This window comes from Fodinibius sp. SL11, from assembly GCF_052060035.1.
Taxonomy (GTDB): Bacteria; Bacteroidota; Rhodothermia; order Balneolales; family Balneolaceae; genus Fodinibius.
In genome coordinates, this window is record NZ_JBPOEA010000010.1 from 53616 (window position 1) to 73537 (window position 19922).

Annotated in this window: 14 protein-coding genes; all 14 read left to right on the forward strand. The window is 37.4% G+C overall.

What is annotated here, in order from left to right:
- Window positions 1-3 precede the first annotated feature (3 nt).
- The 14 genes from ACQ76V_RS11580 (at window position 4) to ACQ76V_RS11645 (ending at window position 19452) form a co-directional block, all read left to right on the forward strand.
- On the forward strand, window positions 4-1461 hold the full coding sequence (locus ACQ76V_RS11580) for an MOP flippase family protein (protein ID WP_441000658.1): 1458 nt from the start codon (window positions 4-6) through the stop codon (window positions 1459-1461).
- 3 nt (window positions 1462-1464) lie between these two features.
- On the forward strand, window positions 1465-3126 hold the full coding sequence (locus tag ACQ76V_RS11585; RefSeq protein ID WP_441000659.1) for an asparagine synthase-related protein: 1662 nt from the start codon (window positions 1465-1467) through the stop codon (window positions 3124-3126).
- A gap of 2 nt (window positions 3127-3128) precedes the next feature.
- Window positions 3129-4289 (forward strand): glycosyltransferase family 4 protein, encoded by a 1161-nt coding sequence (locus ACQ76V_RS11590; RefSeq protein ID WP_441000660.1) that lies wholly within the window; start codon window positions 3129-3131, stop codon window positions 4287-4289.
- Window positions 4290-4300: 11 nt separating this feature from the next.
- Window positions 4301-5497 (forward strand): O-antigen ligase family protein, encoded by a 1197-nt coding sequence (locus ACQ76V_RS11595; protein WP_441000661.1) that lies wholly within the window; start codon window positions 4301-4303, stop codon window positions 5495-5497.
- Between the two features lie 87 nt (window positions 5498-5584).
- Entirely contained in the window at window positions 5585-6733 is a 1149-nt protein-coding gene (locus tag ACQ76V_RS11600; protein ID WP_441000662.1) for a glycosyltransferase, read from the forward strand.
- 16 nt (window positions 6734-6749) lie between these two features.
- Window positions 6750-7946, forward strand: coding sequence for a glycosyltransferase (locus tag ACQ76V_RS11605; RefSeq protein WP_441000663.1), 1197 nt, complete (start codon window positions 6750-6752; stop codon window positions 7944-7946).
- A 17-nt stretch (window positions 7947-7963) separates the two neighbouring features.
- Window positions 7964-9085 (forward strand): Gfo/Idh/MocA family protein, encoded by a 1122-nt coding sequence (locus ACQ76V_RS11610; protein WP_441000664.1) that lies wholly within the window; start codon window positions 7964-7966, stop codon window positions 9083-9085.
- Entirely contained in the window at window positions 9086-11260 is a 2175-nt protein-coding gene (locus ACQ76V_RS11615; protein ID WP_441000665.1) for a bi-domain-containing oxidoreductase, read from the forward strand.
- Window positions 11261-11327: 67 nt separating this feature from the next.
- On the forward strand, window positions 11328-11702 hold the full coding sequence (locus ACQ76V_RS11620; RefSeq protein ID WP_441000666.1) for a GxxExxY protein: 375 nt from the start codon (window positions 11328-11330) through the stop codon (window positions 11700-11702).
- Between the two features lie 58 nt (window positions 11703-11760).
- Window positions 11761-13425: a heparinase II/III domain-containing protein gene (locus tag ACQ76V_RS11625; protein ID WP_441000667.1), complete on the forward strand. Its 1665-nt coding sequence runs from the start codon at window positions 11761-11763 to the stop codon at window positions 13423-13425.
- A 79-nt stretch (window positions 13426-13504) separates the two neighbouring features.
- Window positions 13505-14728, forward strand: coding sequence for a glycosyltransferase family 4 protein (locus ACQ76V_RS11630; RefSeq protein WP_441000668.1), 1224 nt, complete (start codon window positions 13505-13507; stop codon window positions 14726-14728).
- 49 nt (window positions 14729-14777) lie between these two features.
- A complete protein-coding gene (gene wecB / locus ACQ76V_RS11635) occupies window positions 14778-15878 on the forward strand; it encodes a non-hydrolyzing UDP-N-acetylglucosamine 2-epimerase (protein WP_441000669.1) in 1101 nt (366 codons plus the stop codon).
- Between the two features lie 472 nt (window positions 15879-16350).
- On the forward strand, window positions 16351-17679 hold the full coding sequence (locus ACQ76V_RS11640; RefSeq protein WP_441000670.1) for a nucleotide sugar dehydrogenase: 1329 nt from the start codon (window positions 16351-16353) through the stop codon (window positions 17677-17679).
- Between the two features lie 531 nt (window positions 17680-18210).
- Window positions 18211-19452, forward strand: coding sequence for an MraY family glycosyltransferase (locus ACQ76V_RS11645; protein ID WP_441000671.1), 1242 nt, complete (start codon window positions 18211-18213; stop codon window positions 19450-19452).
- The last annotated feature ends 470 nt before the right edge of the window (window positions 19453-19922 follow it).

A 19922-nucleotide genomic window follows, 5' to 3' on the forward strand; every position in this document is an offset into this window, starting at 1 on the left:
TGAATGGATTTTAAGAGTACAGCAATTTCCGGTGTGAAATGGACAACAGTTGACAAAGTTGGAAAAGCTGTATTCCAATTACTCCAGGTGGCTATACTAACCCGCTTTCTTCCCAAAGAGGCATTCGGATTAGTGGCAATGGCCGTTGTTGTTATCGGATTCACTAATATTTTTGTGGATATGGGGTTGACTTCGGCTATACTTCACAAACAGGATGCTACTGTTAATGAATACAGCAGTATATATTGGCTAAATATTTTTATTTCAGTTGGGTTATATATCTTTTTGCTAATTGCTACCCCGTTTGTTTCTGATTTTTACTCTGAAAAGGAGTTGTTAACGATTGTACCAATTTTGGGGACCAATATATTATTGATTGCACTGGGGCGGCAACATCGAACAATTATGCAAAAAGAGTTTCGATTTAAGCCAATTGCGCTGGTTGAATTATCAGCCTATTTTGTTGGTGTAGTTGTTGCTGTTCTATTTGCATATCGAGGGGCTGGGGTTTATAGCTTGGTTTATTCCACTCTAACAGCTTCTGCAATAACAAATATTTTATTTTTAGGGATAAATATTCGATTAAATCCCATAAAGTTACATTTCCATTATAAAGATACAATCCCCTTTTTAAGGGTTGGGGGATATCAAATGGGTAGCAAGATTTTGGATTTCGCCTCTAAAGAGGTAGATATTTTTATAGTAGGAAAAATGCTCGGAGCTGAGGCTTTAGGGTTATACAGCTTATCAAAACAAATAGTCTTGAAACTTTTTAGTTTAATAAATCCTATTGTGGTTAATGTTTTAAGCCCTCTCTTATCATCTATTCAAAAAGAATCAGAGAAATTAAAGAGAACCTTTTTACGGGTGGTCAAATATCTAGCGTACATAAATTTTCCACTCTATTTTTTAATTTTGATAAACTCAAGAGAAATTTTGCATATTGTTTATGGTAGTGAGTATGAAGAAGGTTTCGTAGTATTATCTTTATTAGCTATATATTATTGCATTATTTCTCTCTCAAATCCTGTGGGGAGTCTTCAAATTGCAACAGGAAGAACGGATATTGGTTTCTTGTGGACAATATTACGAGTTATTCTGACTCCCGTATTTATATTTATAGGATCATTGTATAGTATTAATGGTGTTGCTTTATCTGTTGCTGTTCTTGGGGTTATTTTGTTGGTTCCTTTGTGGTATGTACAATTGAGACCTATGGCAGATATATCCCTCAGAGAGTACCTTGAGCAGTTTTATAAACCACTATCAGTATTTTTTATTTTTGGCTTAATTGCTATAGCTGTTGATTATTTCATAAATATGGGTCCGATTTTTGTAAGTCTGTTAATTAAATCACTCTTTTTTATGATTCTATTTGCTGGGGGATTATATATGATGGATAGGAAATCTTTGAAATCATTTTGGGAATTCTCGAAATCTTCATTGAAGAAATCTATTTAGGTTATGTCGAAATTTGTAGTAGAAATTGAGCTGAAAAAAGATTTTTCTGATGAAAGTTTTAAAGTCACGATTCAAGGAAATAGTAAGTTTGGAGATGATTGTATTTATGTAGACCAAGAGAATTATTTTTTATTGTTAGATGGGGCAGTACTTAATAAAAGTGATTTGCTTATGTCAAGTAAAAATTGGAGATCATGTATAGTTGATTTATACCAACAAAAGGGGGATGCTTTTTTTGATCTGTTGAAAGGCTCTTATGTGGGACTGTTGTTTGATAAAAATGCTGGCAAATGGCTAATATATTCAGATCATATTGGTAGCAAGCCAATTTATTATCACTATAATAACGACAAGATCTATATTTCAAATAATTACACAGAATTAGTTAATACTCTTATGGCTAATTCAATATCAATATCTTTAAATGTAGATGCTGCCTATCTATTATTAACCTATGGTTTTGTATTTGAAGATATTACCATTTTAAATGAAGTAAGTAGATTGATGGTTGGCCATTATGGTATAATTAGTAAAAATGGGTTTACAACAAAAGAATTTTTCAAGTTAAATAATGATCCTATTCAGATAACTGAAGAGGAGGCTGTAGAGGAAATAGATAAAAGATTCAGGAATGCTGTTAAGTTAGCTTTTGAAAAAGATCGAGAGTATGGTCTAAAACATCTGGTATCTTTAAGTGGTGGGCTTGATTCAAGGATGACTTCTTGGGTGGCTCATGAAATGGGATACACCGATCAATTGAATATCACTTTTTCTCAGAGTGATTATTTAGATGAATCTATCCCTAAAAAGATCGCTGAAGATTTAAAACATGAGTGGCTATTTAAAGCATTGGATAATGGTACCTTTCTAAATTCCATTGATGAAATTAATAAAATTTCGGGTGGTAATGTTTTATACTATGGGTTGGCTCACAGTTATAGTTTATATAAATACATGGACTTTTCCGATCTTGGCTTACTCCACACAGGTCAATTAGGCGATGTTGTTATTGGAAGCTATTCATCAGAACCTTCTTATAGCCACGAGTTTTCAAAGTTGAGTGGGGCTTATTCAAATACCTTAAAAAAAGAATTCGGTGATATCACATTTAGTGAATATCGCAATGAGGAGTTATTTAAGATGAATATAAGGGGATTTTATGGTATTAATATGGGGCTTTTGCCTGTACAAGAATTTACTGAAACGTATTCTCCGTTTTATGATAAGGATTTTATGAGTTTTGCACTTAGTGTACCAATCAAGATGAGATATGATCATAGATTGTATAAAAAATGGATAATTAAAAAATATCCTGAAGCGGCTAATTACGTTTGGGAATCAACAAAGGCAAAAATTACAGATTGGCATATTAAACTTGTGCAGAAGGAGGTACCAGTCCAGCAGTTACTTCAAAAGATTTTAAGGCGTTTGGGAATCAACAAATGTAGTAAAAAGACTAAGAACCATATGAATCCACTTGATTACTGGTATACTAAAAACGTAGAACTAAAAAGATTTCAAGATGAATACTTTGAAGCGAATATCAATCGTTTAAACGACTATCCTGAGCTCAAAGAAGATTGTATACAATTGTATAAAGAGGGGAATGGCGTAGAGAAAAATCAAGTGTTGACGTTAATTTCAACCACGAAACAGTTTTTTTAAGATTGAATATTCTAAATATATCATCAATAATCCCGTTAAAAGGACTCAAGCGAGAAAATGATATTATTCTACGAATCCAAGATTATCTGAAAGACAATTATGGATATGACTTCACAATAGCTATGTCTTTACCCTATGTGCCTTTTATCTTATCTCTGATTAATGATAAATGGAAGAAATACAGAGATTATCAGCATAAGAGACAACTAAAAGTTCAAGGTCATGATACAGTTATCTACCCTTGGTTATTGCCTCCAACAAGTAACTTCTGGTTAAATTATTTTTTAATTCCTGTCAATTGGGTCTGGTATATATTTGTTGTTCAAAAAAAAATTTTTCAGGAAGCCAAAAATGCAGATCTATTGCTTACACAGAATTTAATACCAGATGCGATTCTTGCTTATTGGTTACATAAAAAATATGATACACCTTATATCATAAACATTAGGGGCAAGTCTGAAAAATACTGGTACAAACTACCAGTGCTTCGATCTGTAATAAAAAACGCCTCACAGGTGATTACTCACAGTCCAACGAATTATCAATTGTTTAAAGATGATTATGAAATCGAACTAGTTCCTCATCCGGTGGATGATATCTTCTATTTTGATGGGAACAATGAATATAGTTATCCGAAACTTATAAGTGTGTGTAGATTATTAAGCCTTAAAAATATTGACAAAGTAATATATGCTTTGTCAAAGTTGAAAAAGCAGGGGCAAAATTTTGAATATTGTATTGTTGGTGATGGACCGAGGATGAAAAGTTTGAAGGAGCTTGTAATAGAACTTGGCTTGGTTAATGAAGTGTCTTTTGAAGGTTACTTAAGTAGAGAGAAGGTTGCAGCTCAACTTAAAGACTCAAACGTATTTATTATGCCTAGTAATCCTGAGACCTTAGGTCGTGCATTTTTAGAAGCAGCTGCATCGGGTTGTTTAATAATAGGTCATCAAAATACTGGAGTGGATGGGCTTTTTACACATCAAGAGTCAGCAATTTTTGTTAACGAAGATACTGTATATAAAGGGCTGAAAACAGTATTTGAAAACTTAAACACGATGAGTAATTATAGGGAGAAATCCCAAAAAATTGTTAAGAATCTAAAGTGGGATAAAATTGGTAGTATTTATGATGATATTTTTACTAAATCTTATAATCAATAATGATTATTTAGATGAAAAGTAGAAGCTTTTTAAAATTATGGGCAGTTTTATCTCTTTTTTTTATGGTAATTCTGCATCATCTGCAATTTAACTTTAATTATGTTTTCCCATTTGAATTAATTTTTATTGCCCCATTATTACTTCTCAAAAATAGTGATGTGATTGCCTTTCGCAAATATGATACTACTAAAATTTTTTTAATAAGCTTTGCCCTATTAGCTGTAATAAATATAATATCTTCATTTTGGAGTAGCTTGTTCTTAATTACAGATTTTAAAGCCAATATCAGTTTTTCTATAACATATATACTGATGTTGATATATTTTATTTATGGGGCTTTGTTATCCAGATATATTTCCAAAAGGGAAATAGCAGGTTACTTACTATTTTTTTTCATCCTAGTATTTTTAATTTCAGTTTTGGAATACATTTATGTACCAGTAAGAGTTTTTTTGAATAATTTTTATGACGTAGAACAAGTTTACCTTAAAGATTTTACAGCCTCAAATTATCGGATCATTGGGCTTTTCAAAAACCCAAACAGTTTAGCCGTAGTTGTGATAATTTTATTGATTGGTGCTTCAAGAAAGTATAAAAGTGAGATTTATATTTTTTCATTAATATCTATGGCAGGGGTAATTATAGCATTTTCGGGTTCGAGAACAGGATTAGTATTACTGATTGTATACATACTTTATGTTACTTTTTTTCAAGAGAAAACGGCTAATAAAAAGATTTCTGCTACTTTCCTTTTATTAATTCTGGGGGGATGGATGATTTATAATATTGATTTCGATTCTATTTCGGTGCTAAATAGGATTGGGAACTCTGCTGGAAAAGCACTATTTGAAAATAGAATAAATATTTATTGGAATAAGACACTTGAACTAATATCTAGCTTTCCAATTCTTGGTAGCGGAATAAGTCATGGTGGTAGTATTACGGTTGATAATTTCTTACTGAATGTTTTGAAAGCAAATGGGATAATAGGGTTAACTGTATTTTTAGCTCCGGTTTTATTTTTGCTCATAAATAGTTTTAAAAATTTTAAAAATGGGGCTGAAATAAAATTACTCATAATTATCTTCTTTTTAAGTTCAATGACCGGTGATTATTATAGAAGTCGTCCTATTTTCACTATTTTTTTCACTCTCATTGGTTATTATGGGATGTATCCATATGCATCTAAAAAAATCAAAAGGAACTGAAGATATGTTCATAAATAAGTGATATTTCTATAAGGTTATCAGTTAATCAATGTATTCAATATTTTTTAAGTTCTATTATTTTTTAGGATGAACATTATCTACCATTTTACCAATATCCCTTCTCACTATAGGAAGGTCCTTTGGGAAAGATTAGTTGCGAGTGACAAGTTTAGAGTGGATTTTTTCTTTGGTGATGGTCCGCTTGGTATTAAATTAATTGACTTCAGTGAAAAACCACTTTGTAAGTTTCAAGACAGATTCCATTTTTTAAAAAATATTTGGTTTAAGAAGTCTATTATTTGGCAGAGTAGAGTTTTGAAAAAATGCATTAATGACAAGATTGATACAGCCATTTTTTTGGGGAATGCTTATTGCATAACCAATTGGCTTGCAGCATTTATTTGCAAAATTAGAAATATTGAAGTTGTCTTTTGGGGGCATGGAATATACGGAAATGAAAACAGTTTGAAGTTATTTTTGAGAAAAACGTTTCTACGCTTAGCTGATAAACTTCTGCTATACGAGCGTAGAGCAAAACAATTATTGGTGAGTGAAGGGTTTAACTCTGATAAAATGTATGTTGTGTTTAATTCTTTAGATTATGACACTCAAAAGGAACTAAGGGAAAAGTTTAAAGGAATGGATAAAAATGAAGTTTTTGAATCATTAAAAAATCCTGATTTGCCTGTTCTAATATTTATCGGAAGGTTAACCACTATAAAAGAAGTTGATGTCTTAATAGAATCAGTAAATAATATTAACAAAGAGGAAATTAATATAAACCTAGTGATAATAGGAGACGGTCCTGAACGAGAAAGGCTAGAGAGATTGAGTTCTAAAGGGGTAGAAGAGAAATGGATTCATTTTGTAGGGGAATGTTATGAGGAAGAAAAAATTGCACAATATTTATCAGCTGCTGATCTCTGTGTATCACCGGGTAATGTAGGTCTCACGGGAATACATAGTCTAACTTATGGCACTCCGGTAGCAACACATGATGATATGGCTAATCAAATGCCGGAGGCGGAAGTAATTAAAGATGGATACAATGGGTTTCTTTTTAAGAAAGGGAGTGTAGAGGATTTAAAAAGGGAAATTGAATATTGGTTCAAAAGAGATCTTGATGAAATACAATTGTACTCTCAATGTATAGAAGTTATTGATAAGTATTATAATCCCGACTACCAGTTAACTGTTTTCGAAAGGATGGTGGAAAATAAACCACCCAGAGTTTAAGAAAAAAGATATGACGATGAAATTATTACAAATTAATGTTACGGCTAATAGTGGTAGTACTGGTAGGATAGCAGAGAGCATTGGGAACATTTTTTTAAGGAATGAGCATGAGAGTTACATAGCATTTGGGCAAAATGCTCAGGATAGCCAATCAGAATTAATAAAAATAGGATCTAAGTTAGATAATTATATTCATGGTTTAAAAACACGGTTTTTCGATCGTCATGGATTCGCATCTAAGAAAGCTACCAAATATTTAATAGGAGAAATTAACAAGATACAACCTGATGCTATTGGCTTACACAATTTGCATGGGTATTACCTTCATTTAGAAGTTCTTTTTAATTATTTAAAAAACAATCAGCATATACCAGTAGTCTGGACTTTGCATGATTGTTGGCCGTTTACCGGTCATTGTATTCATTTTTCAGATGAAGGTTGCGAAAAATGGAAAACACATTGTGAAAATTGCCCTTTAACCCATACCTATCCCAAGAGCTTTTTCGATAACAGTCATAAAAACTTTGAAGACAAAAGAAGGATTTTTACTGGACATTCTAATTTAATAATTGTTACTCCAAGCAGATGGTTGAAAAAGTTAGTTAATAAATCATTCTTAAAGAATTATAAAATAAAGGTTATTCAAAATGGGGTCGATTTGAAACAGTTTCGTATTTTGAATAAAAGAGAAGCTAATGATAGTAATAAGAAAATTGTTTTAGGGGTAGCCAGTGTATGGGAAGAGCGAAAAGGATTAAATGATTTTATAAAGTTAAGTAAAGAACTACCTGTAGAGTATCAAATTGTTTTAATTGGTATTAATAAAAGCCAAAAAAAGAACCTGCCACAAACTATTAAAGCAATATCCCGTACAGAAGATATATCTGAATTGGTTAAGTGGTATAATCAAGCAGATGTTTTTGTAAACCCCTCCAAAGAAGAAACTTTTGGCATGGTTACAGCCGAAGCTATGGCTTGTGGAACGCCAGTAGCGGGTTACAACGCAACTGCTACATCAGAATTGGTTAGTAACAGTACCGGGAAAGTTGTGAAGCCTGGTGATATAGATAAATTGGCAGAAGCTGTGATTTCTATAACAGATAAAGAGGATAAAAAATACAAAATAAATTGTAGAGATCGTGCCGAAACTCTGTTTGATCAGGAAGATCGCTTCACAGATTATTATAATCTTTATCAGAAAGTTTTGAATTAAGATTGTTCGGTTTTTAAATGATGAAGAGTTATTATAAAAAAATTTCAAAAGTTATTAGATACTGTTCTATTTATGGATTAAAAAGAACAGTAAATAAAGTTTCAGGTAGGCTTAGGAGATTTAATATTTTTAATCCAAAATATCTCAAAAAAGAGCCGAAGATTGGATTAGTAGGTTGTGGTCAATTTCAGTTTTCAACTATTGCTTATTATTTATCCAGAGGATGGACAAACAAATTTTCTTTTTGTTACGATATTGATCAAAAGAAATCTAAAACACTGGCTGAATACTATAGTATCCCAGAGGTTCTGGATGAAGAGAACGAGCTTTATAATCGTAATCGAGAAGATTTGGTTTATATCGCCTCCAATCATGCTTCACATACCCCTTATGCTATTAAATTCTTAAATAACGGGATTGACGTATTCTCTGAAAAACCGATATCGGTCTCTTTTGAACAATTTGACCGTTTGTTAGAAGTGCTGGAAAAGTCGAATAACGATTTTTATGTAGGATATAACCGTCCGTATTCACCTGCAGTTACAGATTTAAGGAATAGATATAATGAATTACATACGGATGAAGGACGGTTTACATTGAATTGTTTTATTTCGGCTCATGATATACCAAAAGACCATTGGTATCGTAATCCCCAAGAAGGTACCCGCATTTGTGGCAATGTTGGCCACTGGATAGATTTAATGTTTCATATTTATAATTGGAGAGATCATATTCCTAAAAAGTATATTGTTCAGATTGCTTATTCAGACCTATCTGAACCGGATGACAATATTACGATATCGATTACCGATGGTATTGGAGATCTAACTTCTATAACGATATCAGCTCGCTCCGAACCTTTTGAAGGAATCAATGAAACGATTAACTTTCAATATGATACGCTGATAGCCAAGATCGATGATTTTCGAAGGATGACTGTTTGGAATGGAGACAAGCTGAATAAAAAGCGGTATTGGCCTAAAGATGTGGGACACAAACGGTCTGTGATGCAACCATTCCGGAATGATAATAGGGATTTAAATGAAATCGTTGCTTCTACAGAATTGATGCTACATATTACAGAAATGGTTAGAAACGTAGAAACAGAGAAAGAAATTACATTGAAAAGAAGTTTATAAATGCGCCAAATAATTCAGGATCTCAAATCAGGAGAAACGATATTAGAAGAAGTACCTACTCCGAGAGTGGGGGCTGGCAAAGTATTAATTAAAACCCACCGGAGCCTTGTTTCTTTAGGCACCGAAAAGATGCTGGTCAATTTTGGTCAGGCCAACCTATTAGAGAAAGCCCGCCAGCAGCCTGAAAAAGTCAAACAGGTTATCGATAAAATGAAAACCGATGGTATCAAGCCAACCTTCGAGGCTGTATTCCGCAAGTTGGATACCCCACTGCCGCTGGGCTACAGCCAGGCGGGAGAAGTAATTGCCGTAGGAAAGGGAGTTACCGAATTTCAGATCGGTGACCGCGTGATCTCCAACGGCAATCATGCTGAGATTGTGTCTGTTCCTAAGAACCTGGTTGCTAAAATTCCTGTTGGTGTTACCTACGACGAAGCCGCCTTTACGGTAGTGGGAGCTATCGGCCTGCAGGGCATTCGTCTTATAGAACCTACCTTTGGAGAAAACGTAGTAGTCTTAGGACTGGGATTAATAGGGTTAATATCGGCTCAGCTTTTGAAAGCTAACGGATGTGATGTGATAGGGTTGGATCTTGATCAAGAAAAAGTTGAACGAGCTCGTTCATATGGAATTACAGCGATCAATTCCGGTCAACAAGACGCTGTTAAGTTTGTAAAAAAGAAGAATGGGGATATTGGAGCTGATGCGGTGTTGATTACCGCCAGTACAAAGTCCAATGCTGTTATTAAACAGGCAGCCAATATGAGTCGCAAGCGTGGGCGTATTGTGCTGGTGGGGGTCGTGGGATTGGATATTGACCGATCGGACTTTTATGAAAAGGAACTGAGTTTTCAGGTGAGTTGTTCCTATGGTCCGGGTCGTTATGATGAAGAGTATGAACAGAAAGGTAAAGATTATCCGTTGCCGTATGTGCGATGGACAGAGAAGCGGAATTTCCAGGCGGTGCTGCGAGCCATGGCAGAAGGGCAGTTGGATGTGGAGTCGCTGATAACCGAGCGCGTGCCGCTGGAGGATTATGAGGAGATTTATGGGGATATGGATGGGATGGATAGCATCGCTTCTATCCTGGAGTATCCATTGAAGACGGAGGATTCTCAGGAATACACTGAGGGCGCAGAGAAAAATAATAGAACGATTAAAGTAGGTGATATTTCTTTTGAGGGGGGGACGGGTACGATGGCCGTAATAGGCGCAGGTAATTTTACCCAGGCGATGATTATGCCATCTCTTAAGGATGCCGGTGCAACAGTGAAGTACATTGTTAGTTCTGGCGGATTGTCTTCTACTACTCTTGCCAAGAAATATGATGTGCCAAACAGCTCTACTGACTTGGAGGCGGTGCTGATTGATGATGAAGTAGATGGTGTGCTGGTTACCACGCGTCATAACCTGCATGCGGGAATGACAGTGCAGGCTCTGAAGGCTGGCAAGCAGGTTTTCGTTGAAAAACCCTTGGCACTGAAAGAAGAAGAACTGGATGAGATTATAGAAGCCGTTGAGGAAACAGCTAATACAGTAACCGTTGGATTTAATCGCCGTTTTTCTTCTCATGCCGAGAAGATGAAAGAGCTGGTGGGACAACAACCGGGTCCGATGAATGTGATTGCAACGATGAATGCGGGACATATCCCTGCGGACGTTTGGGTGCACGATCCCGAGGTTGGTGGAGGACGTATCATAGGGGAGGCGTGTCATTATGTGGATTTGATTACCTATCTGACCGGTTCAAGGGTAACGGAAGTGAGCATGCAGGCGATGGGTACTAATCCCAAAGAAAATACGGATAATGCGTCTATTCATTTAAAGTATGAGAACGGTTCGCTGGGCGTGATCAATTATTTTGCCAATGGGAATAAGTCTTATTCAAAAGAGCGTGTTGAAGTATATCATCAGGAAAGAAATTTGATCATGGACAACTTCCGGAAGCTCTATGGTTATGGGTTTGATGATAGTTTTTTCAGTTTGAGTAATAAAGTGTTAAGCACGAAGCAGGACAAAGGACACAAGAATCAATTCAATTTATTGACCAAGCGTTGGAAAGAGGGTGGAGAACCTTTGATTCCCTTCGATGAAATCGTCAACACGACTCGCGCTACCTTTGCTGCTATCGAAAGCCTCAAACAAGGCAAGTGGATTCAAATGATTAACCGCTAAGGACACGGAGAACACAAAGAAAGGTGTATCTTAGTGCCCTTTGTGAACTTCTTTGTAAATTGAACATATGGATGAAGAAAACAGAATAGCATCAAATATTGTAAATGCTACAATAGAGATTCATCGGGAATTAGGTCCGGGATTGCTTGAATACGCTTATCAGGCTGTATTGGCTCACTTCCTATTAAAAGAAGGCTATAAAGTAGAAATAGAAAAGCCACAGCCAGTCTATTTTGATGGAGAAAAATTAGATGTGGGTTATAGACTGGATTTGTTAATCAATGAGAAGGTAATTGATGAACTTAAAGCAGTTGAAGAGTTGAATAGAATACACATGGCACAAGTCCTGACCTATTTAAAATTATCAGAATGTCGTTTGGGGCTGTTATTAAATTTTAATGTAGAGTTAATGAAGCACGGGATTAAACGCGTGATATTGTAACTACAAAGAACACAAGATAAATTTAGTGTTCTTTGTGTCCTCAGTGGTTAAACAAAAAATGTTAAAAAAGTTAGGACTTTATTATAGGACGATTAAGCATCTCAAACCGATCCAGATTCGGTACCGCCACTGGTATATATTCCGCGATAAATTCCGCAACCTCACCGGCCACACCTACCCACTATCGATCCCCAAAAAGGGAAATAACCTTGAACTAGAGCAGGGAATCCAACTTCAAATTTCCAGCTTCAAGCCTCCAAAAGTGTTTACCTTTCTAAATCAATCTTACTCCTTCGAAGGTGCAATTGGTTGGAACTTCAGCAAATATGGCAAATTGTGGGCTTACAATCTCAACTACTTCGATTACCTTCATCAGCCCAATATTACTAAAGAAGAAGGATTAGAGTTAGTCAGGAGATTTCTAGAACAAGTTGATAACAATCGAGAGGGACTTGAACCTTATCCCATCTCCTTACGTGGTATCAACTGGATTAAGTTTCTGAGTAAATATAATATTAAGGACAAACAAATAGATGCGAGTCTGTATGCCCAATATCAAATGCTATTGGATAACCTGGAATACCACCTACTGGGGAACCATCTGTTAGAAAACGGATGCAGTTTACTATTTGGAGCATATTACTTCCAAGATAAAGAACTGTATAATAAAGCAGAGCAGATTTTAGTTGATCACCTACAAGAACAAGTATTAGAAGACGGCGGTCATTTTGAGCGATCAACGATGTATCACTGTATACTGCTTGAGCGGTTGATGGATTGTTATAATTTGGTGGTGAGCAATGACTGGAGAGACGATACTGGATTGGGGAAAAAGCTTAAAAATAAAATTGAGCTTATGCTTGGATGGTTGGAACAGATGACCGTTGACCGACGACAGGAGACAGAAGACAGCGAGGAATCATTCGTAAACGGTCCTCTGTCTTCTGTCAAAGAACTGCCGTTATTAAATGATGGCGCGAAGGGCATTGGTCCGAGTCCCGAAGAACTATTTGAGTACGCTAATCGGTTGGAGATAACAGCTAAGCCTGTAGAGCTATCAGAAAGTGGATATCGTAAATTTAAGACAGAGAATTTTGAGCTGATTTGTGATGTAGGAGAGATTGGGCCAGATTATCAGCCGGGTCATGCCCACAGCGATACTTTTTCTTTTGCGTTATATATGGATGGTAAGCCGGTTATTATCGATCCCGGTATATCAACCTATAAAGATAATGATCGCCGTCAGTTAGAGCGGTCAACGGCTTTTCATAATACGGTTCAGTTTGAGGATAAGGAGCAGTCGGAAGTATGGAGTGCTTTTCGGGTGGGGCGTCGGGCAAGAGTTGATGTTAAGGCTGAGGATAATAGGGAATTGGTTGCAGTGCATGATGGATACCGGCCTTGGAAAATTACTCACGAACGGAAATGGTTGGTGAAGGAAGATTATATATATATTGAAGATCGTTTAATCGGAATAGAGGATGCCACAGGAAAGTTTTATATACATTTTCATCCTTCGCTTTTAGGTGAGGTGTCGGTTGCGGATAGTTGCGTAAAAGTCGGTGTAATTAATATAGAATTCGAATCGGCTGATAAGATAAAAAAGTATAGCTATGATTGCCCCAACGGTTATAATCAGTATATTATGGCCCCCAAAATTGAAGTGCAGTTTGTTAGCGAATTAGAATCGAGAATTTCATTGAACATAGAGGATACGGAGTGATAATTGAACACAGAGTTCACAGAGAAAAAATAAACTTTGTTCTTTGTGACTTCTGTGAGTACTCTGAGTCAGAAACATTATGAACATATTATTCATCACTGATAATTTTCCGCCGGAGGTAAATGCCCCGGCAACCCGTACTTATGAACATTGCAAGGAATGGGTTGGCGAAGGTCACGAAGTAACCGTTATCACATGTGCACCGAACTTTCCGCAGGGCAAGGTGTATGAGGGATATCAAAATAATTGGCACGAGAAAGAAGAGGTTGATTGTATTGAGGTGATTCGAGTGTGGAGTTATATTACGTCTAATGAGGGATTTTTAAAGCGAACGTTAGATTATTTTAGCTTCGCCGTCACCTCATTTTGGTCAGGTTTATTCCAGAAGTCAGATATTATTATTGCTACTTCTCCCCAATTTTTTACGACATGGTCGGGATGGGCGTTATCAAAATTTAAAGGCAAGCCCTGGGTTTTTGAGGTTCGTGATTTATGGCCTGAGTCGATCAAAACGGTTGGTGCATTGGAAGATGGGGTTGTTTATAATATTCTGGAAAGTATTGAACTTTTTCTATATCGAAGTGCCGATAAGGTTATTCCTGTAACGGATGCTTTTAAGAAGAATTTGAGTGACCGTGGTATAAGTCCAAGTAAACAATTGGTTATACCTAATGGTTCTAATTTAGAGCTTTTTGATCTTAATGCGAGTGACGGTGGTGCTGTTCGTGAGGAGTTAGGACTCAATAATAAATTCATTATCGGTTATGTGGGTACACACGGAATGGCTCACAATTTAGATTTTATTTTAGAATGTGCCGGAGAAATTGAAGATCCCGATACCCACTTTCTTTTTATTGGGGATGGATCAGAAAAAGAGAATCTGCTGAAAATTGCTGATGAAGAACAGCTCAAAAATGTAACCTTTGTAGATCCTATTCCAAAAAACAAGGTTCCTGATTATCTTGATGCTGTTGATGTTTCCTTAGTTCCTCTTAAAAAGTCAGATACCTTTAAGACTGTGATTCCATCAAAAATATTTGAAGCGGCTTCGATGGAGTTGCCTATTTTACTTGGAGTAGAGGGACAGGCGCAGGAAATTATTAAAGAATACGAAGCGGGTATCTGTTTTGAACCAGAAAACAAGGATGATTTTTTAGAAAAGCTTAGTTTACTTAAGCAAGACAAAAAATTATATAAAAGTGCTTCGCAGAATGGAGCAAAGCTAGCCAAAGCTTATGACCGTAAAATGTTAGCCCAAAAGATGCTTAACGAGCTCAAAAAGATAGCTGAAAATAAGTTATAATTAGATACTTTACACTTAAAACTTTTGACTTAATAACTAAGATTTATTTATGAAGATTATTAATGTTGCCAGTGCGCGACCGAACTTTATGAAAGTGGCACCGCTATTAGAGGAGTACAAAAATCATCAGGAAATAGAAGCGCAGCTACTGCATACCGGGCAGCACTATGATTACGAGATGTCTAAAATATTTTTTGATGAGTTGGGTATTCCTGCACCTGATCATCATCTAGGAGTAGGCAGCGGTAGCCACGCGGAGCAGACCGCCAAGGTGATGACTGAATTTGAAAAGGTGTTACAGAAAGAACAGCCCGACTGGGTGATTGTGGTCGGGGATGTAAATCCTACAATGGCTTGTACAATTGTAGCTAATAAAATGGGAATAAAAGTTGCTCATGTCGAAGCCGGCCTGCGAAGCTACGACCGGGATATGCCCGAGGAGATCAACCGAGTGCTTACTGACAGTATTGCTAACCTTTTGCTGACGCCCTCTATTGACGGTAATATGAATTTGATCAAAGAGGGCATTCCCGAAGAGAAGATCCGTTTTGTTGGAAATATTATGATCGACACGCTCTTTAATATGCGCAAACGGTCGGATGAGTCTACGATTTTGGATGATTTAGGAATTAATGAAAAAGAATACGTACTGGTTACCCTGCACCGTCCCTCAAATGTAGATCAGGAAGAAACATTAAGTAATTTTGTAAGAATACTTGAAGAAGCGAACGAAGAATTGCCAATGGTTTGGCCTGTGCATCCGCGCTCGAAAAACAATGCCGAAAAGTTTGGGCTGTGGGAAGAGCTGCAGTCTATTGAAAACTTACACTTATTGGAGCCGGTGGGGTACTTGGATAATGTCTGCCTGATGAATAATGCTCGGCTGGTGTTGACGGACTCCGGCGGTATCCAGGAAGAAACGACGGCCTTGGGCGTTCCTTGCCTCACTGCTCGGGAAAATACCGAGCGTCCCATTACCATTACCGAGGGGACGAATACACTGGTAGGTACCGATCCGGGAGTGATTTTGGAACATATCAAAAAGCATCTGCAAAATGGTGTAGCTGGGAATGCTGATCTTCCGAAGCCGCTGTATTGGGATGGGAGTACGGCGAAACGTATTATCAAAGCTATTTTAGAAGCTTCTTAATTATTATGGAATCAATATGGAATTGTTCCATTTTGGGAACGATGCAAAAACGGAACCCAAAAACATCGCCGGCTGAGAATTTTGAACGCGGCTTCGACCTTCGGATGGGATAATTCTAATGGTCAGTTACACTGAATGCCTTCTATTTGAATAGGTACCTGTATAGAATTATTCTTTTCATCCTTCGGTCTCTGCTCAAAATTCATTAGGCCGGTTTTATTTAAAATCTTAAAGCTGGCAAGAATATTAACATCCCTCTTAGAGAAGAGGGAATGAGGGAGATTGAAGGAAAGGGTTTTAAGCTTTCCCAATTTATGAGTCCTTGATCTATTAGAAATGATCAATATTAGGGATAAATTATGTGAAACAATTTCTGGGTTTTTAAAAACGTTTATTGTCTTTTCACTTACAATTTGAAGGCCTTATATTCAGCATTCCCAAAGTTTAGATTCAGATTTAAAAAGAGAAATAAATGCTTCAAGAGCTATTAGATAAGATTGATAACAAAGAATACACCGTCGGAATTGTAGGCTTAGGCTATGTGGGGTTACCGTTGATGTGGACCTTCCACAGTAACGACATGCCGGTGTTGGGATTTGATATCGACAAAGAAAAAATTAAATGTATCGAAAATGGTACTCCCTATATAAAACATTTAGGCGAAGAAATGATGCAGAAGCTGGCGGGTAGCGATCGGTGCGATGCCACAACAGATTTTACACGGTTGTCTGAAGCCGATACAATATTAATGTGTGTCCCCACGCCGCTGGACGAGCACCGCGAGCCGGATATGCAGTATGTAGAAAAAACAGCTATGACCATTGGGGAACATCTCCGTGAGGGGCAGCTGGTTGTATTGGAATCTACTACCTATCCGGGCACAACCGAAGAGTTGATTATCCCCATATTGGAATCGAAGTCGGGATTAACGGCAGGAGAAGATTTTTATGTGGCCTATAGTCCCGAGCGCGAAGATCCCGGTAATGTTAATTTTGATACGGGCAGCATCCCCAAAGTGGTTGGGGGGCATACACAAGAAGGGATCGAGCTGGCTTGCGCCATGTATGATACGGCTATTGTACAAACGGTACCCGTGTCTGACACAAAAACGGCCGAGGCAGTAAAGATTACCGAAAATGTTTTCCGGGCCGTAAATATTGCCTTGGTGAATGAACTGAAAGTGGTGTTTGCTGAAATGGATATCAATGTTCATGAGGTACTTGATGCCGCTGATACGAAGCCGTTTGGCTTTATGAAATTCGTGCCGGGCCCGGGGCTGGGTGGCCACTGTATTCCCATTGATCCTTTTTATTTAACTTGGAAGGCTCGGGAGTACGAGGAACATACCCGGTTTATTGAGCTGGCGGGAGAGATTAATACGGCCATGCCTCAGTATGTAGTTGATCAAACGCTGAAATCGCTGAACGCTCACAAAAAGCCGATGAATGGGAGCAAGGTGCTGGTGATTGGGTTAGCATATAAACCAGATGTGGATGATCAGCGGGAATCCCCCACATTTAAAATCATGGATCTGTTGGAGAAATATGGCGCTGATGTTTCCTATTATGATCCTTACATTCCTGAAATAAAACCCACGAGGGAACATCCAAATTGGACAGGAGTTGAAAGTGTAAAGTGGGATGAGGAGACGATTAGCCAATTTGATGCCGTAGTGATTTCAACAAATCACTCGGATATTGATTACAAGCAGCTGGCCGAATGGAGCGACTGTATTATCGACAGCCGTCACGAGATGAATGGCATTCAGCACAAGTCTGATATCCATATTTGGCAAGCGTAGTGGTTGAGGTTTTAGGTCAAGGTTGAGTGATCTAATTACTGTCAATTCAAAAACAGTTCGTCCCATAATTTGGGATTCCAGTCAAGATGACCATCTTGCAGATCTTCAAAGTTATTTCGAAGACGGTAGGAGGTAGAGAAACCTATCGATACAGTAATTTATTGAGAAGCAATATAGTTCTCTCTTGGTAGCTTCAGAATTGTCGGGGCTTATAAAGTGACATTTTCTAGTTACCTGTTGGGAAGGGAGAGCTAAAAATTGGCAGATGGAATCCTTCTTTAAAAACGGGAGAATGTATTTAATGCAATTTTCATGTTATACATAGGTTGTATATGTAAACTTCGGTGATATCTTTCCGACTATTACTGCCACCAGTACGATAAGCCTACAATTGGAGCAGGTATCTATTGTACTAAGTATATTTACAGAGATTTAATAATTATTCTTGCAAAATTGTAATAAATCATTAAAACCATTACATTTTCAAACCAAAACAAGCAGAGGCGTTTTATTTAGTTAAATAAAGTGTGTATGGAACAACCGTTACTACCAGATGGCGGGATGACATTAGGTGTGATCTTTATACTATCCTGTTTAATCTCCTATTTTGCGATACCAATAATTAAGAGGGTGGCCGAAAAGCAACATTTGTTTGACCATCCGGATGATGATCGGAAGTTACATTCCGAGGCAATACCTACGTTGGGTGGTATTGCTATATTTTCTGCATTTATCATTAGTTATTCCGTAAGTCCCTGGGCCGATGGTTTGAGCGGATATTCATATCTGGCTGCTGCACTTACCATTCTATTTTTTGTAGGATTAAAAGATGACTTGGTTGTTCTTTCGGCTCGAAAAAAACTTGCGGCTCAATTAACGGCTGTTGGTCTTATTATCTTTGGCAGTGACATGCTCATTGATAATTTTTATGGGGTATTTGGTCTGGCAGAAATACCCTATTGGGTAGCCGTTCCCATTACATTTTTTACGGTTATTGTGGTCATTAATGCCATTAATTTAATTGACGGCATTGATGGGTTGGCAGGGGGGATAAGTGCGATTGCGTCTGCAATATTTGGAGCGGCATTTTTTTATGTTGGAGCACTTCCAATGGCCATGTTTTCATTTTGTCTTTCAGGGGCGTTATTAGGTTTTCTGTATTACAACTTTAGTCCCGCTTCCATCTTTATGGGTGATACGGGATCTATGCTGTTAGGATTCCTGCTGTCAGTACAAACAATAGAGTTTATTGCATTAAGTGGAGATCCGCTGTTTGCCTCTGTTTTTGGAAATGCATCTGCTATTCTACCGGTGGCTATTTTAGGATTTCCACTGTTTGATACATTGCGTGTAGTCTTCAAGAGATTACGTCGCAGTAAATCTATCTTTGAACCAGGGCAGGAGCACGTACATCACGAGTTGTTGCGCATGGGGCTTTCTCATAGAAATACTTCGTTGCTGCTCTATGGAGAAAGTCTACTGTTGGTAGCTATAATCGGTACCTTGGCACTACTCGATCTCAATGTGAATATTTTATTAGGTGCTGTAATATTAACGAGTCTTATCGTATTTCCCACCAATGGACTTAAAAGGCGAATAGCTTCTAAATTATTCGGATATGATTGGCAAGCCTATCGAAAAAGAAAGTGGGGTATTGAGTTTAATCCCGAAATGCTGGAGCCACTGAATGGCAACGACAGCGATGATTCTTTAGAAATTGTGACAAATGGAGAAGAGGAGTACGAGGAAGAAGCTGATAGCGTGGCGGTTTGATTTTTAGTATTAAGTAGATAATTTTAAGTATTAAGTTTCGTTTAGAGGCATCTTCGAGAGGAGGTGCCTTTTTGTTTTTCAGGATGCAGGTCTCAGGATGCACGATGAAAACCGTGGAAGTTGCACAAAAAAGTCCCCCTTATGGCACTATAAAATTGAAAGGCAGTTGATAAGGTTAAAAGGAAGCTACGGGGGCTGATCAGCACTATTTAATAATAACCCTATTTTAACGGAGACGGGCGATCGATGACCAACCCTGTTATCTCGGACACAGATCAATCTGTAAGCTTCCTTATTTTTCGAACACAGCCCCAACCCTGTCATTTCGAATGGAGCGCAGCGGAATGAGAAATCTATGTTTTTTGCTTTTCAGCAATCTATCTTAAACAAAGATCTCTCCCTTGCGATCGAGATGACTGGTTGATTATGGTATTGGGATTGTAGGAAACTAGGATAGCTAAGCGAAGCCG